Raw genomic sequence first — 22,598 nt, 5'->3', positions numbered from 1 at the left:
ATATTGATACTTAGCAAGTAATTTATAGTAATAAATAATAATGGTTGCTTATGAAATTGGGAAGGAACCGATTGCATATAACAAGCGCTATGGTAATCTTCCTACTATTGATAATCACCGGATGTGTCTATACTAATTATCTAATCAACTTCACGGACAATTCCTCGGATAATGGCTCAATCGACCCTACGGCCGATATCATCAACCCATCGCTCGTACCGGTGACGAACGATTCCCAATATGGCCCTATGAAATATCGCCTGGTATATATTCGCGACAACATCGCCACAGCGAAAAATCTCGAGAAAGTCGAGAGCGTGATGGTCCGGGCCAAGAATGCCGGGTACAATGGCGTAGTGTTTTCGAACCATAATTTAGAAGCACTCGATAGCGCGTCGGACAATTATAAAAAAAATCTGGATGCGGTGAAAAACAAGGCAGACGAGCTGGGACTGGCGCTCTATCCCTGCGTGCTCACGGTCGGATACGCGAACGCCATACTATCCCATGACCCGAACCAGATCGAAGGCTTGCCGGTGAAGGATGCCCTTTTCGTGGTCAGCCATGGGCAGGCCAACCTGGTCTCAGATCCGGACATATCCCTGCCCGGCGGTAACTTCGAGTCTGCCGTGAGCAACAGGTTCGTCGGATGGGATTCCCAGGAAAAGCCCGGCTATTATACGTTCGCCGATTCCAGCATCAAGCACGCGGGTTCCCAGTCCATGAGAATAGACGCTAAGGGTGGCGTCAATCGAATATTCAAGACGGTCGACGTCGCCCCCTACAGGCAGTACCATCTATCCTTCTGGATGAAGACGCAGGACATCACGAACCCGGACGCGGTCGTACCCACGGTCAAGGGCGAGAATGGCATGATGCTGGCGTTTCAAACTCCCGCGGTCGCGTCCACCCAGGACTGGACGGAGTATGATATCGTCTTTAACAGCCTGAATAACAGCCGTGTGACGATCTCGCTCGGGACATGGAATGATGTGCAGGGAAAGGTATGGTTCGATGACGCGAGCCTCGCAGAGATCGGCCTGACGAACGTCATCCGGCGCGCCGATTGTCCGTTGGTCGTCGAAAGTGAAGATGGTATCGTGTATACCGAAGGGGTGGACTATAAATCCGTTACCGATCCACTCCTTGGAGAAGTACCTGACCCCGGCTTCTATAGTATATATCATCCATCCCCCCCGATCATATTAACGAGCAACAGCCGGATCCGGGAAGGCGAAAGGCTTCGCGTATCTTTCTATAGTGCCATTTCGACAGATCATGGCATGGTTTCTGTCAGCCTGACCAGTCCCGAGGCACAAGCAATTTTCAGGAATCAGATCATCGACGTAAAAGATGCCCTGCATCCATCCGGCTATTTCATAAACTATGACGAGATTCGCGTCGGGAACTGGGAGGCCAGCGATAAGCCCAGAACCCAGGGCCAGTTGCTGGCTAATAGCATTCGGAGTAACTATAACCTTATACGGTCCGTAAGTCCTGGTACCACGATCTTCGTATGGAACGACATGTTCGACCCGTACGTTAACGCGGTCGATAACTACTACCTGTGCAACGGTAGTGTGGACGGTTCTTACGAGGGCCTTGCCAGGGATATGGTGATCGTCAATTGGAACTACAACGATAAGACGTACATGAACAGCCTCAAGTTCTGGAGTGGGCGCGGGAATCCGATGATTCTTGCAGGTTACTATGATGGGCTTGGACTCCCGATCGGACAGTGGCTAAATGACGCGAGCAACTCGGGCGTGAATGTCGCCGGAGCAATGTATACGACGTGGGACTATAATTACACGGACCTGGAAGAGTTCGCTAACGAAGCGTGGGGTGGGGCGAAATAATACGATTTCACCCCGAAGGCATATAAATTAAAAATTAGGGCCGGTGGGCTTATTTGAACCGACGGTCTCCTGTTTACAGGCCAGGCGCATAAACCATACTGTGCTACACCGGCATTTATTACATAAAAGTATTATGTTAATAATTAAAATTATATAATTTTAAACATTAACAGTTTACGCTTTAATGGGTTGTCTCGTTATCGATACCTAAATTATCTCTTATAAGGTGTCCCGGTTTTTGTCCATCGCAAATACTTACGAAACAGGATTCCAGCCACTTCGGGTTAGTATCATTTTAATGCCAGGATGAACGGGCACGCGATAAAAGGTACCTATTATAAAGGGGATAATGTACAATATATGCGCTTTATCATTAATCATCTGCCGCATCTCTAATTACCCGGTACTTCTATGAACCGTTCCATAATCCGGTTCGTCGTCAGGATGGTATTCGTGGCCATGATGCCGTCGATGGCGGCGATGCTGGTGATGACGTTCCTTAGCTTTTCCACGTTCCTCGTCCGGAGCTTTAATATGAGGTCGAAGGGCGCCAGAGTCTCGTGGATCTCCATGATATAGGGAATGCCCGCCAGGCTCCGGAGGACTTCCTCCTTCTTCCGTCCCATAAGGGCATCCCTATCCAGCTCGATGCCTACGAAGGCGACGGTCTTGAGGTTAAGAATCATCGGATCGAAGAGGATCGTGAAGCGCTCGATGATGTTGTTCTCTTTCAGGACGTTTATGCGCTTATGCACCGTCGAAGCCGAGATGCCTAGCTCCTGCGCGATATCGTTCAATGAGGCGCTAGAATCCTGGCACAGCTTCTCGATGATCTTTATATCTATAGCATCGAGGTCCTTGATAGATTTATACGCCATAGTCATCTATGTTTGTATAGCAAGTCTTGAGTTGAAAGAGTTCGTCATGTAAAAAGCGAAAGTTGCATGATAAAATAAAATAAAAATCGGCAATATTATGGAAAATATGTTATTTGGCCGGGGTATTTTTTAATAATTTTTCACGGACCGCTTGCCGCTTTCGTCCGGCGAAAAGCGGCTTTAAATACACGTGTATAGCCGTTGTTTAAAAAAGAATGCGGTATATCTGCCGCGATTTTCCCACGCGGAACCAATAAAATTTATATAGGATGATGTGATCGGGCTATATTAACTCTATCCTGGCGGACTCTCCTCATATAATTAGTATATAACAGTTATCATAATATGTACATACTTTTTAATATTATACGAAAAAGTAAGCAACATCGTTTCATAAGCCTACTAATATCCAATACTTTATATAAAACCGCTAATTATACGGGTTATTACATACAATACGCTATATTCACAAGTAAACCTGATACATTTACCTATTATAGGAGTTCCTAGGGGATAACCCATTGTATAACAAGCAATAACAGGAGGAACTCAATGAAGACAAAAGCAATAATATCACTTCTAATGATGGTGGCGGTGATCCTCGGCTCGGCCATTGCCATGGCCGCTAATTTTACCGCCAACCCGCTAACGGACGTTACGAGCGGCGGCTGGACGACAACCCAGGGTAGTTTTAAAGTGAACAGTGCGGGCGATGGTATAATTTCCAATGATACCGCCTATGCATGCAAAGCCGTGCATCCCGTAACGACAGATGCATCCGGAGCCTTCAGCTTCGAGTCCACGTTCAAGTTAAACAATGAAGACTGCGATGTACACGTAGGCGTATCATCGGGCATGAACAGCGGTGACATCACCGTCGGGTATATACACGGTGGATTTTTCACCGCGGTGAAGGATAACAGTGTCATCGATCACTACTTCGGAGGAGTACCGGACACGGGTGCCACATATACCGGAAAGATCACCTCCACCGATGGCAATAGCTTCACCTGCAGCTTATATCAGGGCAGCACCATGATGGGCTCATACACATACCAGAGCGGCTTTAAGCCCGCCTACGTCGTGCTCTACATCGAGAACTTAAATGCCACGAACGGCCCGACGATCTACTCAGTGAACTTCCAATCACAGGCCGCGGCCAGCCCGACGCCCACCGTAAGCCCGTCGGCCACCGCAACCCCGACGCCCACTCAGACCCCGACGAAAGTCAACTATGACCTACAGGCCATCCGTGACTTCTATGCAAAACAGCCGGTCGAGCACATGTCGAACCAGTCCGTGGTCTACAACCCCGACGGTACCATCAAGCAGGTCATCACTGGCACGCAGACAACCCCGGTAGTATCGCCTACATTGCAGCCCACCGTTAAGCCGAACGTGACCGCCACCGCTACAGCGACTCCCGCTCCGTCTAACGCTACGGCAGTTCCCTCCACGCCCGCTCCGACCAAGGCCCAGTCTCCCGGATTCGAAATAGTCCTGGCGACCATGGGTATGCTCGCTGCCCTGGCCCTGATCACGCGGAAGAAGAAATAATAAATTTACAGCTTATGCTCCTATGGGGGCATAAGCTCATTCTTTTTTTATAAAAGCATATATTTAGCGTTCTCATAAGAGGCGAGCAGCGACTCCTTCGCCCTTCGCGTCACGGCCCCGCCGTGTCCCGGATAGAGTGCCGAGACGTCGAGCTTCGTGAGCGCCTCCAGGGACCGGAGCATGGCCTCAGGGTCGCCACCTATGTCGGTCCTCCCGAAGCTTCCCCCCTCGAATACGGTGTCGCCGGTGAAGAGCACTTTTGTTTCTGGCTCGTACAGGCATATGCTTCCCGGAGTGTGGCCCGGCGTGTGGATCACCCGCAGCTTAATGTCCCCGAGGTCGATGACCTCGCCATCCCTCAGTAAGACGTCCACGCCGAATTCGGGGCGCCTGGCGTTGAACATGGCGGCCGCCATGTCCCTGTGGAGTATGGCGGCGTCCTCCTCGTGCATAGCCACGGCGGCCCCGGTCGCCTTAACGATATCGGGCACGGCGCCAACATGGTCGAAGTGGCAGTGTGTTAAGATAATAAGGTCGAGGCCTCCACCGAGGCCCTGGAGCACGCGGCCCGCGCTCATCCCGGCGTCCACAAGGGTTTTACGCTTTGCGTCAATTAGATAAGCATTGGAATCATAGGAAATCCCATTCACGTTCTTAATACGCATCACGTTTCGTTTGAGCTCAATGAGTATAAATGCTATGTTCGAAAACCAAGGGCGACATCCATGTTGATGAAAGACGCAAAAAAGGGCCCCACCGAAGAGATCCGCCGGCTGGCAAAAGCGGAAGGCGCGGACGCAGGCGCGCTCAGCGCGCTGATAGCGAAGGGACTGGTGGCCGCTCCCAGGAATTCAGGCCGGAGCTTCGAAGGCCGCGCGGTCGGAAAGCTCGTGTCCACGAAGGTGAACGCCAACGTGGGCACCTCGAAGGATTACGACGACTGCGACGACGAGGTAAAGAAAGCTCAAATCGCCGTGCAATACGGCGCCGACGCCGTCATGGACCTCTCGACGGGCAAGGACAGGGATACCGTCCGGAAGAGGCTTGCCAGGGAACTCGAAGTCCCGCTGGGCACAGTGCCCATCTACCACGCCGCCAGGAAGAGGCGGAACGCCGTGGACATGACCTCCGACGACCTCTTCAACTCCGTCCGGGAGCACGCTAAAGACGGAGTAGATTTCGTAACGGTGCACTGCGGCGTCAACCGAAATGCCCTCGGGCGGCTCAAGAACGACCCCAGGCTCCTGAACATCGTGAGCCGGGGCGGAGCGCTCACCATGGCCTGGATGCTCCACAACGAGAAAGACAATCCCTTTTACGAGGAGTTCGAATATCTGCTGGAGATCGCCCGGGAGTACGACCTGACGCTGAGCCTGGGGGACGGCATGAGGCCCGGGTGCATGGCCGATGCCTCCGACAGGCCGGAGTTCATGGAGATCATCACCCTGGGCGAGCTTGTCCGGCGCTGCCGGGAGGCCGACGTCCAGTCCATCGTCGAGGGCCCCGGCCACGTGCCTTTAGACGAGGTGGAGATGACCGTGAAGGCGATGAAGAAGCTGACCGGTGACGCTCCCCTGTATTTGCTCGGGCCGCTTGTGACGGATATCGCCCCGGGCTACGACCATGTCGTAGGCGCCATCGGCGGCTCGCTCGCGGGCATGGCCGGCGCGGACTTCCTCTGCATCGTGACCCCGTCCGAGCACCTGGCGCTGCCCACGGCCGACGATATCCGGGATGGAGTCGTGGTCGGGAAGATCGCCGCCCATGTGGCCGATACTGTAAAGGAAGGCCAGCGGGAGCGGTCGAGAGAGATGGACCGGCGGATGTCGCAGGCCCGATGTGACCTGGACTGGAAAGCCCAGATGAGCCTGGCCGTCGACCCCGAGAGAGCGGAGCACATCCGCGGCACGCGCATGACCGAGGGCGATACGTGCTCCATGTGCAGCGACCTGTGTGCCATCAAGCTGGTAAAGGATGCCCTGAAGTCGGGTAAGATATGAGCGACGCTTTGCTAATTGTCGGGCACGGGAGCAGGAGTGAGCTTGCTGATGACGTGCTCCCCTATTATGTGGAGCTCTTTCAGGCTGATTTTGAGGAAGTGCGGGCCTGCTACCTGGAGCAGGAGCCCCATATCGAGGACGCCCTGAGTCTCATTAAAGCACATCGGGTCTTCGTCATGCCCCTGCTCATGGCGCACGGCTACCACACGAGGGTGACGATCCCGCGGGCCCTGGGCATCGAATCCACACATGGCCACTCCCGCGGCAAAGAGATATTTTTACTTGAGCCGCTGGGGCGGTCAGAGCAGATCGCTAAAATAATAAGAGAGAGGATCGGGGAAGCGAATAAATAGGCTCAGAGCTGCCGGCGCTTCGGCTTCTCGGGCGGAGCCTTCGGGCTGCTCAGCCTTGGTAAGGCCTTCGATTCCTTCATTCTCGGGGCCTCACGGATATAGCCCATCGCATCCGGCTCTCCCTCGCCCGTGTTGATGTGGATGAGGAAGCCGGCGCCATAGAGAAGCGCGCCGAACAGGACGATGATCAGGGTGTTCACCAGTATCGTGCCGGTGATGCGAGGCTCGATGACGTAGGTGACGTCCCGTCCCAGGTCGCTGCTGATCGACGCCCACATGACCGACTTGACGACCGACGGCAGGAATAAGAATATGATAAAGGCGATGACGCCCATGACGAGGATGATCTTGCCCGCGCTCTTGAGCATGTCCTTCGGGGTCTCGTACCACTGCTGGATGTATGAGAGCGCGAGGATGATGACGAAAGCGGCCAGCATGAGCACGGCCATCAGGAAGTAGAAGCCGTTGGCGCTGGCGCCGACGAAGCCCGAGACCATCGACAGCGAGCCGGGCACGTTGCCGTCGTAAAAGTTCGCGGCGTACTCATCGAACACCAGGCCCATGACCTCGCTTTCCGTCTTGCCTCTCGCCTGCGAGCCCGTTATGTCGATGGACTGCATGCCATAATGATATGTGAAAATGCCGTCATAGCCATTATTCTGGAACTGGTCGACCATCTTATTATACTGCGAATGCAGGTCGACGACCTGGGAAGGCTGCCCTGCGATGCTGCCCAGCGAATCCCTCACCGACTCGTAGGTCGTCAGCTGGTAGGCGCTGAAGAATACGACCATGCCGACGGCGATGATCCCCATGAAGAAATATAGGATATCCCTCGATCCAAGTGCCATTTTTTATATCCCCTTACCAATCCCCTTTTAAATTCTCTGATATTAATGCTTTGCTCTCCTGTATAATAATTATTTGCCTCTCATAAATATTTCCGGGATTATCCATCCCCAGTATCGTGCCGTCGTGCCCGCGATAAGGGCGGCCCCGCCAAAAAAGATCAGCCTAGCGAGTAATGACAATGAGCCTTCCGGGTACGATAGCAGCATTATGGCGACCGCAACGGCTAAAACAGCCACTCCGGCGTCGTAGAGGAAGTAGAACTTCTTTGTGCGAAGGGCGTCTCCCAGCCTCCGGCTGAGTTCCCGCAGCATGAGCGCCATGCCAGAGAGCGTGATGAATAGCAGGATCCAGTTCAGCATGTCTAAAAAAGCGTTCACCCCGATACCCCCATCATTTTTCTATACAGGAACAGGCCGGTTGTCAACAGCACCAAAAGCGTGCTGAAGCTCGTTATTAATAGATCTGCCTCCAGCTCCAGGCCGCCGAAGAGGCTGACGAGCAGCATGCCGGCCAGGACGAACGCCGGTATCAGGAACGAGACGTGATATGTGTGCTCCCTGAACTTCAGCTCGTAAAATCTGGCGATACAAAATATAAAAAATAACAGCAGTATCTCGCATAATACGGTCGCGGCAAGGACGAGCTGATACGGGCCCATACGGCAGCACCTACCGCCTGAAGGCCTCCATGAAGGCCTCGGCGCCGGATTTACGCGCGGTACCGCTCATGATCCCCTCATAGCCCTCGAATGGCGCCTCGATCTCGATGCCCTTCCCCGATATGCGGTATCTCCGTATGGCCATGTCATGGCTCGAGCCCCGCATCTTGAGCACGTTGATGGACCGGGATATGGCCGACTCGATCTCCACGTACTGGAGCATGATGATGCTGTCCACGATGAACTCCAGCCCGTAATCGGATATTTTCGACGTCCGGGACATGATGTCGGGCACCTCGTGCGTAAGCAGAAGCGTCAGCCCGTTCTCCTTCATGTAGTTCACGAAGGCATATAGCTCCCTCCGCAGATCGTTGGGATCGTGGACGTTCATGGAGTAAAGGGAGATGGGGTCGATCACGACGCGTTCGGCCTTTACGGAATTAATGACATCCAGGCACTGCATGATGGGGGCGCCGCCCGACTGAAGCATCTCGGAGCGAAGCTGGTAGAGCCTCAAGCGGCCTTCGGCCTCGAGCTTCCGCAGGTCCCAGCCGAAGTTCAGGGCGTCGTTCGCGATCTTCTCCGGGGTCTCCTCGACGGTCACGAACACGCCGCTCTGGCTTTCTAATACCCCATGCATGAGGAATTGCAGCCCGAAAGTGGTCTTGCCGGTGCCCGGCGGCCCGGTCACGAGCGTGGTATCCCCTTTTAAAAAGCCGCCTCCGGTCATCTTGTCGAGGCCCGGTATGCCCGTCTTTAGCCTGGTCGTGGTCATGGCCGCCCCATTATAATTATATCTAGAATATATAATAATGGGGATATAAACGTTCGTCCCTCTTAACAAAACAAGTCAGTGGTCCGAAAGCTTCTGGACCTCTTCGAATAGGGATTTTAAAATGACGTTACGGACCTTGTTCACTTCGGTCTCGGTGCGCACCCTGGGACGGGGGATGTCGATGCTGATGATCTCCTTGATACGGCCCGGCCGGGCGGTCATGACGATGACCCTGTCCGCCAGGAAGACGGCCTCGTCCACGTTGTGCGTGACGAAGAGGACCTTTTTCCTTTCCTTCTGCCAGATATCCAGAAGCTGTTCCTGGAGGATGTTGCGGGTCTGGGCGTCAAGGGCGCCGAAGGGCTCGTCCATTAGCAATATCTCCGGGTTGACGGCGAGCGTGCGGGCTATGGCCGTTCTCTGCCTCATGCCCCCGGATAGCTGGTGCGGGTAAGAATCCCTGAATTTCTCTAGCCCCACCATGTCGATATACCTGGAAGCGATCTTATTTCTTTCCTCGGGGGGAAGCTTCTTCAACTCAAGCCCGAACTCCACATTTTTACCCACGGTCCTCCAGGGGAACAGCGTGTACTCCTGGAACACGAACCCGATCTCGGGGGACGTGGAGGTGATCTTCTTATCGCCCATCCAGATGCTGCCGCCCGAGACCGGCTCCAGGCCGGCGATCATGCGGAGCAGCGTCGACTTGCCGCATCCCGACGGGCCGACGATGCAGATGAACTCGGCGTCTTTGATCTCCAGCGAGACGTCGTCCACGGCCTTCAGCTTTTTACCGTTGGACTCGTATTCCTTGCTGACGTGCTCGACCCGTATGTCGTGCGACATTCAGGCCACCTTCCTGCTGATGCCCTGCTGCCACTTGAATATGTAATTCCCGGCGATCTGGAAGATATAGTTGATCGCCAGGCCCATCAGCCCGATGGTGAGCATGCCCACCATGACCACGTCGGTCTGGAGCAGGTTCGAGCCCTCGAGGATCATGTTGCCCAGCCCGAACTTGACGGCGATCATCTCCGCGGCCACGACGCACATCCACCCGATGCCCATGCCCACCCGCATGCCGGTATATATGATCGGCGAAGCGGCGGGCAGTACGACCTTCCGGAGCACGTTCCAGTCGCCGGCCCCGAAGGTGTAGGCGACCTCGATCAGCCTCTTGTCCACGTTGCGCACGCCGTCAATGGTATTGAGCAGGATGGGGAAGAATGCCCCGATGAACACCAGGAATATCGCCGAGTTCAGGCCGATGCCGAACCAGAGCAGCGCCAGCCCGATCCACGCGATCGGGGGGATAGGCCTTATGACCTCGATGACCGGGTCGAAGACGAGCGAGATCGACGGAAGCCAGCCCATGGCCACTCCCATCGGTATGGCGACGACGGCCGCCACCAGGAAGCCCAGGAGCACACGGAGCAGGCTCCATCCCGCGTTGACGAACAGGCTGCCGTCCAGGGCCATGGACAGCATGGTCATGAAAACGTCCGTCGGCGGCGGCAGGACTATCCACTTGAACAGGTGGAACACGCCGGTGGAAAGCTCCCACAATAGTATGATAAGCAGGATGCCTGAGACCTGAAGAAAATATCTACTCAGACGGGCCATGGAGATATAATCCATTCTTATGTAAAATAAATTTGTTGGGCGGAGCCCGCCCACATTAGATCCCGTTCACGAGGGACAGGTCGAAGATCTCGTCCCTGGTATAGACTTTCTTGGTCAGGCTCAGCTCCTCTTTCAGGACCTTCGAGAACCGGTCGAACCCGGCCAGGTACTCCTCGTCCGGCTTGTACAGGAACGTGATGTGCTCCATGGACGCGCGCTCGACGGCCGGCTCGTTGTTCATCCACTCCTTCGAGGAGACGATCTGGGCGGCCTTCTGCGGGTCGTTCTTGATGAGCTCGACCGCGTCGCGGTGGGCCCTGAGGAACGCCTTGATGGAATCCGGGTACTGCTCGATCATGCCCTTCGTCGTGACGATCGAGTCGCACGGGTGGCCGGGCAGGATGTCCTCGGACCTGAGTATCGTTTCGCCGATGCCCTGCATCTCCGCCATGGTCACGAACGGCTCCCAGCCCATGACCGCGTCGACCGTTCCGGCGTCGACGGCGCCGATCCACTGGCCCTGGGGCAGCTTCACCGCGTCGACGTCCGTGCCGTAAACGAGATTATTGGACTTGCAGAGCTCCCGGACCAGGATGTCCTGTATGGAGCCGGGGCCAGGGGTGCCGACCTTCTTCCCCTTGAGGTCGGTGAACTTCGCCAGGCCCGAGCCCTTCTTGACGAACAGCCCGGAGCCGTTCTTGTGGACGGAGGTCACGATCCTGACCGTCGGGTCCTTATCGTACGCGAGTATGACCGGCGGCACGCCTGCGATGCCTATGTCGATCTTGCCTCCCGCGATCTGGGTCAGTATCTCCGGGCCCGAGCTGAAGTTGGTGATGTTGATGTTCATGCCGTACTTCTCCAGGTAGCTCTGGGCCCCGTCGATCTTCGTCGCGGCGATGTAGAACGGCGAGTCGTGGTCCGTGATGAGATAGCCTATGTTAACCGTATCCTTAACCTTGAGCGGCGTGGAAGTGGGCGTCACGGTGGGAGACGGGCTGGTACACCCCGCTACCCCCAGGCCGGCCATGCCGACGCCGACAGCTGCGCCGACTTTAAGGACCGTCCTGCGAGAAAGCTTTTCTTCGTTAAGCTTATCAAAGAGATCATTAATAGACATAACATACCTTCCGTTTGCTTTATTGGGCGAATTGGATTTATATCTTTTCCCCAACACAACTTTTTATTAATACAAAGGTACAAATATTATCTGGTTAATTATACACTAAGGATTGACATTTATGACAATAGCGGATGACGTGATCGCGGCCGCGTTCCAGTCGGACGAGGAGTTCAGGAAAACGCTTGAGAGGGTAATAAAGAAGGACCTGGGCCTGAGCATAACGGAGTTCGGCGACCGCTCCGGCATCTCCCCGAGCACGCTCTATAAGATCTTGAACGGCGACCGTGACCCGAACCTGGGCACGCTACGTGAGGTCGTTGAGGCCATCCGGAACATCGAGGGCCTGAGCCGCGAGAAGTTCATCGCCGTGATCGCCGCGAGGCAGGTGCTGGACCGCATCAGCGAGCGCGAGATGTTCGTGGACGGTAAGCGTATCGTCGTGCGCGAGTACTCGGCCATGACCATGGAGGACGCCATCGTCGCGGCCATTAAGGCCGAACGTGACGGCGCTCAGGCTTTAGTGTGCGCCCCCATCGTGAGCTATACTCTCGAGAAGGTCCTGCGTATCCCCGTCGCCACCATAATGCCGGGCAACAGCGTGGTCGCCGCCATAGAGAACGCCTCTAAAAAGGTGCGAAGTTTCGGACATTAAAAGAATCGCTAGCTAAATTAACCTTATTTATCGTAACACCACCGGTTTAAGCCCGCTAAGCTTGATAAGTCCGCGAAGACTGATTCGAGCCCAAAGACCGCGAAGCTTACGCGAAGACCGCGAAGATACTTTAAAAGATAAGGTTCTTCTCCGATTGTTGGATGAGGTTTTGTTGGTTTTTGTGCCTCTATCGTGGTTTGGTTAAAATGTTTTCTATCCTTTTCCCGCTGTGCAGTCGTGGAGTGTCCAATACACAGGGCCACGGGGCCACGGAGAACGCACGAAGACTCTTTAATATGCGAGACACCGAGTGGACGGAGACGGGTTTATACTTAACTGAGAGACAGAGTTTAGAACGGCTCGGGCGACGATAAACCATCATTCACCTAAAAGTTGTTTATTCGTCAACCGTATCTCAATGATCTCTGTCTCTCGCTCTGTGCGTACTCCGTGACTTCGTGACCCTGTGTATTGGACACTCCACGACGGCATAAGGAAAAGCAAAAGGATGCTCATCCAAAAATTGGAGAAACACCAAAGATAATTTAATGTACAAATTGAACAAGGCAAAATATCCATTATTAATTCTTTAAGAAGTCTTCGCGGTCTTCGCGTAAGCTTCGCGGTCTTAGGGCTCGAAACGTCTTCGCGGACTTAAACAGCTTCGCGAGCTTTGTAGCATGGACAAGATGACAGTAACTTAAAATAAAAAAGAGGATGGCCGCTTAAACTAGCAGCTTACCATCCTTCATAACGAGCTTATTATCGACCCACATGTTAGGGCGCATGACGAGGCAGTCCTGGTGGATCATGGCGTTGGCGTCGTTATCGTAGTTGGCGCCGATGGCGAAGTGCACCGTCCGGCCGACCTTCTCGTCCTCGAGCAGGTTACCGGTCATCTTCGCCTTGTAGTTTATGCCGATGCCCAGCTCGCCGATGTGGCGGGCGTTGCGCTCCTCGTCCTTGAGTCCCTTCTCGCGGGCCATCGCTTCGCCTTTCTCAATGACCTTTAAGAGGCCTTTGGCCTCGACGCCGCCGGTCACCTTGTCAACGTAGCCGTCCTTCAGGACGACCTTCACCGGCTTCTTCGGGATGACCGCGTCAGGCACCAGGTCCACGGTGCCGTCGAACACGATGGTGCCGCTCACGCCGGCGATGGCCGGGGATATGAACACCTCGCCCGCGGGGAGGTTGCCGCCCATACCGGGCAGCCTGAAGTTGCCGTCATCAAGCATAGGCCTGCGGCCTTTGATGGATATGTAGGCATCCGTGCCGCCGGGGGCCTTTACGTGGACTTCCTTCGCCCCTTCGAAGGCCTTCTTGAGCCGCTGGGCCGTGGCCTGCATCTCTTTGTAGTCCAGCGCCACGCAGCGCTCGAACATCTCCACCGACGTCGTGGGGGACCAGAATCCCCGGATCCTCTTATCGCCGTCGATGAGCTTATCGAAGATGTGGTCGTACTTCCTGCCGTCCTTGCCGACGTAGCCGACCATCAGGCCCTGCGGGTCCTTGCCCATCTTGTTGGCCGACAGCGAGACGATGACGTCCGGCTCTGCCTTTATCGTCTCCAGGACGAGACGCTCCGCGTACGTGTAGGTCGTCTTCATTTCCTGCACGGCCATCGTGGGCCTGCCTTTTAACTCTTTTGTGACATCGAAGATGGCCCGGGCCACCGGGAACACGTCGCCCTCGAAGTTCGTAACGATGAGAACTTCTTCGCCCTCTCTCAGGCCGACGACGTCCCTCATGGCCACCATTGCGGCCTCTGATAGCTTAGTCAATTGAACATCTCCTGTCCAGATAGATGCAAGTTCATTGCACAAATACTCTTTGAAGATTATATTTATAGCGAATATATGGCACTTGAACCAAAATATTTTATATGTTAAACTTAATATATTACGTAATATATGCGGCGTGAACGTTACCAGGGCTATGGAAAGCTTTAATTGTTATAAAAATAATTATATAAAAATAGTAAGGTTCATAAGCCGGAGGCAAGTAATGGAAAAGGTCCCAACTCTAAAGCGGCACGGCAGTAACTGGAAGAACAACGTCGAAGCCGACCTTCAGCTTTTACTGGATAAGAAGGGAGCGCTCGGCGCCATCATAACTTCCAGGAGCGGCGACGTCGTCACGCAGCTGTTCTACAAGAGCATCCCCCGGCAGAAGGAGAACGCCCTGATGCAGCTCATGAAAAAGGCGGTCCAGTCCATCAACACCATGAGGGGCTCCACCATACGCCGCGTCGTCTTCGAGTCGGACGAGGGCGCCGTCGTGCTCTATAACGCGGAGAACGCCATCGTCGGGTGTTTTCTGGAAAAGGACTACGACCTGCTTTCCATCATGCTGGAGATCAGGACCGTAGGGGACCTGATCGGGAGCCACCTGAACGCCGGAGAGCTCTCGAAAGAGGAGTTCGAGAAGATCGTCACTAAAGATCCCGGGGAGCTGAAGGTTCTCGCCTTCGACCTCGTGGGGAACATCACCGACCATTACGGCGATGACATCGCGAACGAGTTCATCAGGTTCACGCTAGAGAAAAACCAGCCCCGATGGGCCGCAAGGTGAAATAATGAAGAAGATAAAGACTGGCATACTGGGATTGGACGGCCTCCTTGACGGAGGGTTCAATGAACATTCGGCGAGCATACTCGTGGGCTCCGCCGGCACCGGAAAGACTACCATGGCCCTGCAATTCTTAAGAAAAGGCCTGGAAGCGGGGAACGAAGCCATCTACATCACGCTCGAGGAATCGAGGGACCAGATCATGGCCGAGGCGAAGAGCATGGGCTGGGAGGACATCGGCGCCCACGTCGAGAACGGCTCGCTGGTCTTCCTCGAGGCCGCCGGCAAGGACCTGGCGGACTTCATCAAGGAGGAGCTCCCTCAGTTCGTGGACGACTGGAAGGGCTCGCACGCCCGCATCGTCATCGACCCGCTAACGCCCGTCATATGGGCTTTCGACGACAAGTACGAGCAGCGCATGCTCGTCTCGCAGTTATTCAAGGAAACGAAGAAGGTCGGCACCGTCCTGAGCACTATCGAGGAGTACAGCGGCCAGGGCGGGGAGGAGACCGTCATTCCCATGTACCTGGCGGACACCATCGTCCGCATCTACACGCTGGGCCCGGGCACGGCCGGTAACCGTATGCTGACCGTGTTAAAGTCCCGCCAGTCCTGGCACAGCGAGCTCACGTACCCGTACCGTTTCGTGCTGGGCATCGGCATCGTGCTCGACACCAGCGAGATGGACGGGAAGCGCATGAAGAAGCTCACGCCCGATCTCAAGCTCGCCATCAACAACGCCGCCGCCAGCCTGCCGAAGCGGGAAGCGGAGCAGATCAAGGGCATCGTAAAGTACCTGGAGAGGGCGGACCTGGGGGACATGGAGCCCGAGCAGATCGTCCACATGCTCATTGAGGACTACAAGGGCGACGAGAAGGTCCTCGACGAGCCTAAGGTGGCCAGCTAGGCTTCTGTCCGCAGGGAGTGGTAGGGCTGAAACAGATGATATGCCAGAAATGCGCGAGCCATAAGGTGAAGGTCGTATTATTCGAGACCGAGGGTAAAAAATTCGCCGTGTGCGACGATTGCGGCAACGTCCAGTCCATCGGCCGGGATCTTCAGGAGCGCTATGGCAAGTGGCTTCATCACCGCGAGCGCTCCGACTAGTAAAAAAACAATTTTTTTTAAATTTTTCCCCATCTTTTGCTATTTTATTGACTATGGATGAAAAAGTATATAAACAAACCATTGGTATTCTTGATTGCCTGTGGAAAAACAGCTTCCATGGGCGCAGTTGTGCTATAAGCAAAAGATATCACCATATGCGGCAGGGCCGGGGCGCCTAACCCCCCTAAAAACGTAAAAAAGGCTCCGGCCCGGTCGGCATATCCCTTATGCTTAACTCAACCCCCATGCCCAACGGGAGATGCGAGGTTATATCTATTTTTTTAACCTCCCATGCCCCTCGCATCCTTCCCATTCATTTTAGCTTTTTTGTGCTCTCTTATGCCCACAAAATTTAAATGTGAGCAGGGCCATCTATGAAGAGCGGGCCTGTGGTCTAGTCGGCTATGACATCGCCTTTACACGGCGGGGATCAGGGGTTCGAATCCCTTCGGGCCCACTTCGTGTTTTTATAAACAACACATCCGCCTCCTTCGGAGGCGGTATGAAAATAAAGTTTTTTTCTCTCAACAATCCATCACTATTATACGACCCACCTCTTACCAGGATAGCTTTTTCCCGTATCAAATGAATAGTGTAAGAACACCATGGACCAGACGGCCAGTTTAGATTCACTCTACAGGGAAGAGAACGGACAGGTCCTCATCGAGATGAAACTGTCCTCGGTAGGGCAGTTTTTCAACTCGTTCGATCCCGCGCCATTCCGAGAAAAAGAGCTGGACAATGAGGCGGAGACGTATATCGTCGATACGGTCAAGGATTTCCCCGCTAAGACCGCGTTCAAGATCGTCATATATCTTCCGGATACGGCCGTCGATACGAAAGAAGCAGGGGATATTCCAACGGCCATCAGGAGCCACTTCGAATATAAAACGCTGATGCAAAAACGCAGGTTCCGGGAGCGCTATTTATACGGCCAGTTCGCGCTCATCGTGGGGCTTTCGTTCCTGGCGGTCGCGACGGTTTCCAGCCTGGCCATCGATAATTATTCGAGCAGTTATCCTGTCGCCCACCTTATCGCCAACGCCCTGAATGTCACCGGCTGGGTGGCCATGTGGGAGCCGGTCACGGTTTTTCTCTTCCAGCTCTGGCCGATCTACAAACAGAGGAAGGTTTACGAGAAAATCAGCCGGATGGAGGTCGATGTCCGCCCGTATCCCAAGTCTTCTTCAGGTTCTCCGGAGCCTATGGCCGCCTGCCAGCTACCTAATCCCTAGATCGACAGCCCGGAAACATGCGGCACGATTTGCCAACTTTTATTAGTCTATGAAATAAATTACCGTTGTGATGCAGACCATAGATGCGCTTACTGCCATATGGAACGTCCTGACGAACTTCTGGTTCCTCTTATTCGTCATCATAATCATCATCCCGGTCCTCCAGCGCTATTTTATTAACCGGGCCAGGAAGCGGATCCTTACCCGTATCTCGAGGGAGCGGAAATCGCAGGTCATCACCATCATACACAGGCAGGAGACCATCGCGTTCCTGGGCATTCCCCTCTCCCGCTACATCGACATCGACGACAGCGAGGAAGTGCTCCGGGCCATCCGTATGACCCCGGCGGACACGCCTATCGACCTCATCATGCACACGCCTGGCGGCATCGCCCTTGCGGCGACGCAGATAGCGCTGGCGCTGAAGGCGCACCCGGCCCCGAAAAGGGTCATCGTGCCCCACTACGCCATGAGCGGGGGCACGCTCATCGCCCTTGCGGCGGACGAGATACTCATGGACCCCCATGCCGTCCTCGGCCCTGTGGACCCTCAGCTTACTGACGGCCAGGGCGCCTACGCCGCCTCATCGATCATAAAGGTGGTAAAAGAGAAGCCCATCGAAAGGATAAGCGACCGTACCCTGATCATGGCGGACGACGCCCGTAAGGCGCTGGAGCAGATGAGAGGCCTGATCAGGGAGATCTTGAAAGGCAAGTGCGGCGATGATAAGACGGGGCTCGTCATCGAGGAGCTGGTGAGTGGCAAGTACACGCACGACTATCCCATTTTCCCCGAGAAGGCCCGGGAGCTGCTGGGCGACTGTGTCAAGGTCGGTATACCCGAGAGCGTCTACGACCTCATGGACTTTTACAAGGCGGAGTCCGGGGCGAGGAAGCCGGGCGTCGAGTACATACCTGTGGCGCCGCCCGGGAGGGAACAGAAGCGGTAATACCACAGTGGGCACGATGGTTTGTTTTTCACCACAGGGGTACACGGTGGTCACAGTGGTATTTTTATGATGGGCCACGGAGGAAGCACAGAGGCCACGATGTCCGGACAACTGGCGAGGTCTGCGAGGGGCGAGCGGAGCGAGTCCCCTTCAGCATATAAAAAACCACCGTGACCACCGTGAACCCCTGTGGTGAAAATTAATCCACCGTGACCGCTGTGATGAAACCCACGGCGGCCCCTGTGGTCATTTCGACTTCGGCACGAACATGCGGATGGGGCACCGCGCCGTGTCGTTGTCGGCGGGTATGGTGACCCCGGTATTGGTGCATTCGCCGTTCTTCGCGTCCTTAGGCTTATAGAAGTTACATTGTGAGCAGGTGGGCATAGCTATTCACAAAATATAATTAAAAAGGATTAAAATAAAAACCTTTGTTTTAGAGCTTATTCAGGTCAAAGACGTCGTGAAGGACCTTCACGGCTTTCTGGGCGTCGTCCTTGTTCACCACGAAGGAGATGTTCGCCTCCGAGGAGCCCTGGCTGATCATCCTGATGTTGATGTTGCTGCCGCCCAGCGCCGTGAACAGCCTGCCGGCGACGCCCGGCGAGCCCGCCATCCTTTCTCCGACTACCGCGATGACGCACACGTTGTTGTTGCAGGTGACGTTATGGGCCAGGTCCTCGCTGAACTCTTTCCGGAGGGCCGCAATGGCCCGGTCGGCCTGCGCGCCGTCGACGGCAAGCGACACGTTGAACTCGCTCGAGGCCTGGCTGATCATGATGATGTTGATGTCCTCTTTGCCGAGCGCCGAAAAGATGCGGCCGGCCGTTCCCGGAGTGCCGGAGAGCGCCGCGCCGCTGATGTTTATCAACGCGATGTTCTTGATCATGGTGACGGCCTTGATGAGGTTCCCGTTGCCGGAGGCGTCCTTCATGAGCACGACAGTGCCCGGGTGGTCGGGCTGGAACGTGTTGAGGACTCTTACAGGTATTCCTTTTTTCACTGCGGGCTCGATGGTCTTCGGGTGGAGCACCTTGGCGCCGAAGTAGGACATCTCCATGGCCTCCAGATAGGTCACGCAGGACAGCGTCCTCGCCTCGGGGACGATCCGGGGGTCGGTGGTCATGATGCCGTTGACGTCCGTGTAGATCCAGATCTCGTCTGCGTCGATGGCCGCGCCGATGATGGAGGCGCTGTAGTCCGAGCCGCCCCGGCCCAGCACGGTGATGGTGCCGCTCGGGTTCGCGGCCACGAAGCCCGTGACGACCGGTAGTGTCCCCTTCTTTAATAGTGGCATGAGCTTTTCTTTCACCCTGACGTCGGTGATGGGGTCCGGCTTCGCGCTCTCGAACTTGCTATCGGTGATGACGCCCGCCTCGCCGCCGGCAAGCGCCACTGACTCGACGCCCATGGAGCGCAGCGATGCCGATAGGATGGGAACGCTCATGCGCTCGCCGAACGAGTAGATGTAGGCCAGCGACCTGTTCGTCAGCTCGCCTAAATAGCACACTGCCACGAGGGCGTTCTTGAGCTCGGACAGCCGCTGCTCGATGATGAGCGAGACTTCCTTCTTTATTTCCGGGTCGTCGATGGCGCCGTCGATGGCGGCCGCGTGCCTCGAGGCCACCTCGCTGAAGCTCTTCTCGATATCGGCGATGTTGCAGGTATCCTTCGCGGTCTGCGCCATCTCGTAAAGCTTATCGGTAATGCCTGTCATGGCCGACGCTACGGCGATGACCTCGTTCCCTTCGTCGTAGTACCTCTTCACGAGCTTAGCGACGTTCCTGATCCTCGGTCCGTCGCCCACCGACGTACCGCCGAATTTCATGACGAGCCTCATAGTCGATCACAATTTAACGTGTTGTCACAATCGTGTAGATTATTCGTTAGCGCCTACGGGTATATAAAAAAATCGCGACTATATGGCCTTGCTGGTTGAAGGACAGTAGCATGGGCTTCCGAAACGCTGAAATAATATAAAAATCGAGTTTTATTTAATGGCGATCATCGAGGGGCGGGGCGTCACCAAGTACTACAACAGCCTGCTGGCCGTGGACAACGTCGATTTTTCCATCGACGAGGCGGAGTGCTTCGGCTTTTTAGGCCCCAACGGCGCGGGCAAGACCACCATCATGAAGATGATCTACTGCCGCATACCGGTCACCTCCGGCGACATCGTGGTCGACGGGCTCAGCGTGAGGCAGTCCCAGAGAAAGATCAAGAGCACCATCGGCGTGGCGACACAGGAGGACGACCTTGACCGGGACCTTACCGTTTACGAGAACCTGTGGGTCTACTCCCGGTACTTCGACCTCCGCGCCCGTGAATCGAAAAAACGGATCGACGAGCTGCTCTCGTTCTTCGACCTGGGGAAGAAGCGGGACACGACGGTGGACGACCTTTCGGGCGGGATGAAGCGCAAGCTCAGCGTCGCCAGGGCGCTCATCAACGACCCCAGGATACTCATCTTAGACGAGCCGACCACGGGCCTCGACCCTGCGGCGAGGCGCCAGATATGGGACACCGTCATCAAGCTGGGCTCCGAGGGAAAGACCGTCATACTAACGACCCACTACATGGAGGAGGCCCAGGAGCTCTGCGACCGCATCGCCCTCGTCTTCGGCGGAAAGATACTGGAGTACGGCTCGCCCGACGAGATCATCGGCCGGGTGATCGGCACGAACGTCTGCGAGCTCTACGCGCCCTCGGATCAGGCGCTTAACGATGTCCGGAAGACGATACCGGGCAGCATCGAGCAGGTGGGAAACCGGCTTTTCGTATATGGCAATGACGCCGGAGCCCTGCAGCGGCAGTGCGAGGCGGCCACCGGCGTGTCGCAGCACGTCCGGCCCGCTACCCTGGAGGACGTCTTCATGAAGCTTACCGGGAGGGAGGTCAAGTGACCGACCTGCCGTCGTGGAGGGCCCGCCACATCTGGTACAGGGACTGGGAGGTATTCAAGAAGACCGCTATCACCAATATCCTTCCCTATTTCGCCGAGCCGCTGCTTTTCATTCTGGCGCTTGGCTATGGCCTGGGCCTGTTCGTGGGAGAGATCGGCGGCGTGAGCTACGCCCAGTTCCTGGCGCCGGGCATCCTGGCCTCGTCCGCGATGTTCGCCGCCTCCTACGAGTGCACCTACTCCACGTTCGTCCGCATGATCTTCCAGAAGACCTTCGAGGCGGTCCTGTGCACGCCCGTGTCCATCGAGGACATCGTGCTGGGAGAGGTGGCCTGGGGCGCCACAAAGAGCCTGATCAGCGGCGCCTGCATCTTCACCGTGATCTGGGCGCTGGGCCTGGCAAAGCCCGAGTCAGCCCTTGTTATAATTCCGGTGGTCGTGCTCGTGGGCTTCATGTTCGCCTCGCTGAGCATCTTCTTCACGTCCATCGTGCCGAGCATGGACGCCTTCAACTATTATTTTACGCTCCTGCTGTCGCCCATGTTCCTGCTGTCCGGCATCTTCTTCCCGCTCGACCAGCTTCCGTCCTTCGTCCAGGGCCTGGCCTGGCTCCTGCCGCTGACGCACGCCGTCAACGTCATTCGTCCGGCCGCGCTGGGCCTATATTCGGCCTCGTTCATCTATGACGTCGTCTGGATGGCGGCCTTCACGCTCATATTCTATGCCATTGCCGCCGTGCTGATGAAGCGGCGGCTGAAGGATTGACTAAAAACGCTTTTTTAAAATGCGCAGTTTTTATTTATCGATGACTTGCAGGTCTTCCTTGTTGCACACGGCGACGCCGTACTGGCCGAAGTCGACCTCGTAGGTGTTCACGCCGCTGCCGCGGATCTTATACGTTATGACGCCCGTCGCGCCCTCGGGAATGACGACGCCGTTGATGGACGCCTTGAGCTCCCGGAGCAGCACGACCCTGTCCTTTTCTCGCATGTAATTAATAAGGACGCCGTTATCCCTCTTTAATGTTTTTGCGCCCATGCGCCCACGTTTAAGCTCGCGAAGAGGCATAAGTCCGCGAAGACTATTCGAGCGCGAAGACCGCGAAGTTCGCCCGAAGCCTCTTGAAGATAGGAGCCGTATTCTCCTTTTACCTATGCCTTCATGGAGTGTCCAATACACAGGGCCACGGGGGCACGGAGGACTCACAAAGCACTTTTTATAATTTGAGGCACGGAGGCCACGGAGTCCGGTTTATAACATTCCTGAGAACTATCGAGACGCGGGCGACGGATAAACAATGAAAAATAGTAAAAGTGGTTTATCGTAAGCCATGCCCGTGAAGCTCTTTCTCTCAGATTAAGCGGCTTCGAACCAACACAGCCATAATATAAGATGACCTTCGCGGTCTTCGCGCCAGCTTCGCGGCCTTCGGGCTCGAACAGTCTTCGCGGACTTAACCAGCTTCGCGGGCTTAATGCGGGGAAAAACACTTATTAGCAACCCGAGC

General features: G+C 55.4%; 25 protein-coding genes and 2 tRNA genes. 13 read left to right on the top strand and 14 right to left on the bottom strand.

Annotation, left to right across the window (positions count from 1 at the left end; translation table 11 throughout):
* The first annotated feature begins 89 nt into the window (after window positions 1-89).
* The gene (locus MCP_RS12825; RefSeq protein WP_128860069.1) at window positions 90-1,859 is read left to right on the top strand and encodes a hypothetical protein; all 1,770 of its coding nucleotides are present in this window, start codon (window positions 90-92) and stop codon (window positions 1,857-1,859) included.
* A gap of 38 nt (window positions 1,860-1,897) precedes the next feature.
* Here MCP_RS12825 and MCP_RS12820 read toward each other — a convergent pair.
* A tRNA-Thr gene (locus MCP_RS12820) sits at window positions 1,898-1,972 on the bottom strand.
* Between the two features lie 279 nt (window positions 1,973-2,251).
* The gene (locus MCP_RS12815; RefSeq protein ID WP_012901278.1) at window positions 2,252-2,737 is read right to left on the bottom strand and encodes an Lrp/AsnC family transcriptional regulator; all 486 of its coding nucleotides are present in this window, start codon (window positions 2,735-2,737) and stop codon (window positions 2,252-2,254) included.
* A 552-nt stretch (window positions 2,738-3,289) separates the two neighbouring features.
* Between MCP_RS12815 and MCP_RS12810 the strand changes: the two genes are divergently transcribed.
* Entirely contained in the window at window positions 3,290-4,294 is a 1,005-nt protein-coding gene (locus tag MCP_RS12810; protein ID WP_012901277.1) for a PGF-CTERM sorting domain-containing protein, read from the top strand.
* Between the two features lie 47 nt (window positions 4,295-4,341).
* Here MCP_RS12810 and MCP_RS12805 read toward each other — a convergent pair whose 3' ends face one another.
* A complete protein-coding gene (locus MCP_RS12805; protein WP_128860068.1) occupies window positions 4,342-4,959 on the bottom strand; it encodes an MBL fold metallo-hydrolase in 618 nt (205 codons plus the stop codon).
* A gap of 60 nt (window positions 4,960-5,019) precedes the next feature.
* Between MCP_RS12805 and thiC the strand changes: the two genes are divergently transcribed.
* The gene (gene thiC, locus MCP_RS12800) at window positions 5,020-6,294 is read left to right on the top strand and encodes a phosphomethylpyrimidine synthase ThiC (protein WP_012901275.1); all 1,275 of its coding nucleotides are present in this window, start codon (window positions 5,020-5,022) and stop codon (window positions 6,292-6,294) included.
* Window positions 6,291-6,647 carry a sirohydrochlorin chelatase gene (locus tag MCP_RS12795; protein ID WP_012901274.1) on the top strand — a complete coding sequence of 119 codons (357 nt, stop codon included), beginning with the start codon at window positions 6,291-6,293 and terminating at the stop codon, window positions 6,645-6,647. The genes thiC and MCP_RS12795 overlap by 4 nt, the downstream gene beginning before the upstream one ends.
* 2 nt (window positions 6,648-6,649) lie before the next feature.
* Here the strand turns inward: MCP_RS12795 and MCP_RS12790 are convergent, their stop codons facing one another.
* The 7 genes from MCP_RS12790 to MCP_RS12760 form a co-directional block, all read right to left on the bottom strand.
* Window positions 6,650-7,498 (bottom strand): hypothetical protein, encoded by an 849-nt coding sequence (locus tag MCP_RS12790; protein WP_012901273.1) that lies wholly within the window; start codon window positions 7,496-7,498, stop codon window positions 6,650-6,652.
* A gap of 69 nt (window positions 7,499-7,567) precedes the next feature.
* A complete protein-coding gene (locus tag MCP_RS12785) occupies window positions 7,568-7,876 on the bottom strand; it encodes a hypothetical protein (protein WP_012901272.1) in 309 nt (102 codons plus the stop codon).
* Window positions 7,873-8,157: a hypothetical protein gene (locus tag MCP_RS12780; protein ID WP_012901271.1), complete on the bottom strand. Its 285-nt coding sequence runs from the start codon at window positions 8,155-8,157 to the stop codon at window positions 7,873-7,875. Before MCP_RS12780 ends, MCP_RS12785 begins: the two co-directional genes overlap by 4 nt.
* A 10-nt stretch (window positions 8,158-8,167) precedes the next feature.
* Complete coding sequence (locus MCP_RS12775) at window positions 8,168-8,932, bottom strand: RAD55 family ATPase (RefSeq protein WP_012901270.1); 765 nt, start codon at window positions 8,930-8,932, stop codon at window positions 8,168-8,170.
* A 75-nt stretch (window positions 8,933-9,007) separates the two neighbouring features.
* On the bottom strand, window positions 9,008-9,778 hold the full coding sequence (locus MCP_RS12770; RefSeq protein ID WP_012901269.1) for an ABC transporter ATP-binding protein: 771 nt from the start codon (window positions 9,776-9,778) through the stop codon (window positions 9,008-9,010).
* The gene (locus MCP_RS12765; protein ID WP_012901268.1) at window positions 9,779-10,555 is read right to left on the bottom strand and encodes an ABC transporter permease; all 777 of its coding nucleotides are present in this window, start codon (window positions 10,553-10,555) and stop codon (window positions 9,779-9,781) included.
* 55 nt (window positions 10,556-10,610) lie between these two features.
* Window positions 10,611-11,675 carry an ABC transporter substrate-binding protein gene (locus MCP_RS12760; protein ID WP_012901267.1) on the bottom strand — a complete coding sequence of 355 codons (1,065 nt, stop codon included), beginning with the start codon at window positions 11,673-11,675 and terminating at the stop codon, window positions 10,611-10,613.
* Window positions 11,676-11,796: 121 nt separating this feature from the next.
* Here MCP_RS12760 and MCP_RS12755 point away from each other — a divergent pair, with 121 nt between their 5' ends.
* A complete protein-coding gene (locus MCP_RS12755; RefSeq protein ID WP_012901266.1) occupies window positions 11,797-12,330 on the top strand; it encodes a helix-turn-helix domain-containing protein in 534 nt (177 codons plus the stop codon).
* Window positions 12,331-13,055: 725 nt separating this feature from the next.
* Here MCP_RS12755 and MCP_RS12750 read toward each other — a convergent pair.
* Entirely contained in the window at window positions 13,056-14,111 is a 1,056-nt protein-coding gene (locus MCP_RS12750; RefSeq protein ID WP_012901265.1) for an aminopeptidase, read from the bottom strand.
* Between the two features lie 223 nt (window positions 14,112-14,334).
* Here MCP_RS12750 and MCP_RS12745 point away from each other — a divergent pair, with 223 nt between their 5' ends.
* The 6 genes from MCP_RS12745 to MCP_RS12725 all read left to right on the top strand — a co-directional run bounded on the left by MCP_RS12745 (window position 14,335) and on the right by MCP_RS12725 (window position 18,189).
* Window positions 14,335-14,901, top strand: a complete 567-nt coding sequence (locus MCP_RS12745) for a hypothetical protein (RefSeq protein ID WP_128860067.1) — start codon at window positions 14,335-14,337, stop codon at window positions 14,899-14,901.
* A 4-nt stretch (window positions 14,902-14,905) separates the two neighbouring features.
* Complete coding sequence (locus MCP_RS12740) at window positions 14,906-15,805, top strand: RAD55 family ATPase (protein ID WP_012901263.1); 900 nt, start codon at window positions 14,906-14,908, stop codon at window positions 15,803-15,805.
* A 35-nt stretch (window positions 15,806-15,840) separates the two neighbouring features.
* Window positions 15,841-16,005 carry a hypothetical protein gene (locus MCP_RS15750; RefSeq protein ID WP_158301492.1) on the top strand — a complete coding sequence of 55 codons (165 nt, stop codon included), beginning with the start codon at window positions 15,841-15,843 and terminating at the stop codon, window positions 16,003-16,005.
* Between the two features lie 383 nt (window positions 16,006-16,388).
* Window positions 16,389-16,462 (top strand) — tRNA-Val (locus MCP_RS12735).
* Window positions 16,463-16,610: 148 nt separating this feature from the next.
* On the top strand, window positions 16,611-17,240 hold the full coding sequence (locus tag MCP_RS12730; RefSeq protein ID WP_012901261.1) for a hypothetical protein: 630 nt from the start codon (window positions 16,611-16,613) through the stop codon (window positions 17,238-17,240).
* Between the two features lie 70 nt (window positions 17,241-17,310).
* Window positions 17,311-18,189, top strand: coding sequence for an SDH family Clp fold serine proteinase (locus tag MCP_RS12725; RefSeq protein WP_012901260.1), 879 nt, complete (start codon window positions 17,311-17,313; stop codon window positions 18,187-18,189).
* A gap of 246 nt (window positions 18,190-18,435) precedes the next feature.
* Here the strand turns inward: MCP_RS12725 and MCP_RS15890 are convergent, their stop codons facing one another.
* Window positions 18,436-18,576 (bottom strand): hypothetical protein, encoded by a 141-nt coding sequence (locus MCP_RS15890; RefSeq protein WP_173332322.1) that lies wholly within the window; start codon window positions 18,574-18,576, stop codon window positions 18,436-18,438.
* A 49-nt stretch (window positions 18,577-18,625) separates the two neighbouring features.
* Window positions 18,626-20,029, bottom strand: coding sequence for an aspartate kinase (locus tag MCP_RS12720; RefSeq protein WP_012901259.1), 1,404 nt, complete (start codon window positions 20,027-20,029; stop codon window positions 18,626-18,628).
* Window positions 20,030-20,186: 157 nt separating this feature from the next.
* Between MCP_RS12720 and MCP_RS12715 the strand changes: the two genes are divergently transcribed.
* Window positions 20,187-21,092 carry an ABC transporter ATP-binding protein gene (locus MCP_RS12715; protein ID WP_012901258.1) on the top strand — a complete coding sequence of 302 codons (906 nt, stop codon included), beginning with the start codon at window positions 20,187-20,189 and terminating at the stop codon, window positions 21,090-21,092.
* Complete coding sequence (locus tag MCP_RS12710; RefSeq protein WP_012901257.1) at window positions 21,089-21,856, top strand: ABC transporter permease; 768 nt, start codon at window positions 21,089-21,091, stop codon at window positions 21,854-21,856. Before MCP_RS12715 ends, MCP_RS12710 begins: the two co-directional genes overlap by 4 nt.
* Window positions 21,857-21,886: 30 nt before the next feature.
* Here MCP_RS12710 and MCP_RS12705 read toward each other — a convergent pair whose 3' ends face one another.
* On the bottom strand, window positions 21,887-22,129 hold the full coding sequence (locus MCP_RS12705) for a hypothetical protein (RefSeq protein WP_128567214.1): 243 nt from the start codon (window positions 22,127-22,129) through the stop codon (window positions 21,887-21,889).
* Window positions 22,130-22,598 lie beyond the last annotated feature (469 nt).

It is taken from the genome of Methanocella paludicola SANAE (assembly GCF_000011005.1).
Taxonomy (GTDB): Archaea; Halobacteriota; Methanocellia; order Methanocellales; family Methanocellaceae; genus Methanocella; species Methanocella paludicola.
Note: the sequence above shows the minus strand (reverse complement) of the source record. Positions and strands in the feature narration are given on the sequence as shown.

Coding starts and splice junctions, on each gene's coding strand:
- MCP_RS12825 (WP_128860069.1), top strand. CDS start 90: ATGGTAATCTTCCTACTATTGATAATCACCGGATGTGTCTATACTAAT.
- MCP_RS12815 (WP_012901278.1), bottom strand. CDS start 2,737: ATGGCGTATAAATCTATCAAGGACCTCGATGCTATAGATATAAAGATC.
- MCP_RS12810 (WP_012901277.1), top strand. CDS start 3,290: ATGAAGACAAAAGCAATAATATCACTTCTAATGATGGTGGCGGTGATC.
- MCP_RS12805 (WP_128860068.1), bottom strand. CDS start 4,959: ATGCGTATTAAGAACGTGAATGGGATTTCCTATGATTCCAATGCTTAT.
- thiC (WP_012901275.1), top strand. CDS start 5,020: ATGTTGATGAAAGACGCAAAAAAGGGCCCCACCGAAGAGATCCGCCGG.
- MCP_RS12795 (WP_012901274.1), top strand. CDS start 6,291: ATGAGCGACGCTTTGCTAATTGTCGGGCACGGGAGCAGGAGTGAGCTT.
- MCP_RS12790 (WP_012901273.1), bottom strand. CDS start 7,498: ATGGCACTTGGATCGAGGGATATCCTATATTTCTTCATGGGGATCATC.
- MCP_RS12780 (WP_012901271.1), bottom strand. CDS start 8,157: ATGGGCCCGTATCAGCTCGTCCTTGCCGCGACCGTATTATGCGAGATA.
- MCP_RS12775 (WP_012901270.1), bottom strand. CDS start 8,932: ATGACCACGACCAGGCTAAAGACGGGCATACCGGGCCTCGACAAGATG.
- MCP_RS12770 (WP_012901269.1), bottom strand. CDS start 9,778: ATGTCGCACGACATACGGGTCGAGCACGTCAGCAAGGAATACGAGTCC.
- MCP_RS12765 (WP_012901268.1), bottom strand. CDS start 10,555: ATGGCCCGTCTGAGTAGATATTTTCTTCAGGTCTCAGGCATCCTGCTT.
- MCP_RS12760 (WP_012901267.1), bottom strand. CDS start 11,675: ATGTCTATTAATGATCTCTTTGATAAGCTTAACGAAGAAAAGCTTTCT.
- MCP_RS12755 (WP_012901266.1), top strand. CDS start 11,797: ATGACAATAGCGGATGACGTGATCGCGGCCGCGTTCCAGTCGGACGAG.
- MCP_RS12745 (WP_128860067.1), top strand. CDS start 14,335: ATGGAAAAGGTCCCAACTCTAAAGCGGCACGGCAGTAACTGGAAGAAC.
- MCP_RS12740 (WP_012901263.1), top strand. CDS start 14,906: ATGAAGAAGATAAAGACTGGCATACTGGGATTGGACGGCCTCCTTGAC.
- MCP_RS15750 (WP_158301492.1), top strand. CDS start 15,841: ATGATATGCCAGAAATGCGCGAGCCATAAGGTGAAGGTCGTATTATTC.
- MCP_RS12730 (WP_012901261.1), top strand. CDS start 16,611: ATGGACCAGACGGCCAGTTTAGATTCACTCTACAGGGAAGAGAACGGA.
- MCP_RS12725 (WP_012901260.1), top strand. CDS start 17,311: ATGCAGACCATAGATGCGCTTACTGCCATATGGAACGTCCTGACGAAC.
- MCP_RS15890 (WP_173332322.1), bottom strand. CDS start 18,576: ATGCCCACCTGCTCACAATGTAACTTCTATAAGCCTAAGGACGCGAAG.
- MCP_RS12720 (WP_012901259.1), bottom strand. CDS start 20,029: ATGAGGCTCGTCATGAAATTCGGCGGTACGTCGGTGGGCGACGGACCG.
- MCP_RS12715 (WP_012901258.1), top strand. CDS start 20,187: ATGGCGATCATCGAGGGGCGGGGCGTCACCAAGTACTACAACAGCCTG.
- MCP_RS12705 (WP_128567214.1), bottom strand. CDS start 22,129: ATGGGCGCAAAAACATTAAAGAGGGATAACGGCGTCCTTATTAATTAC.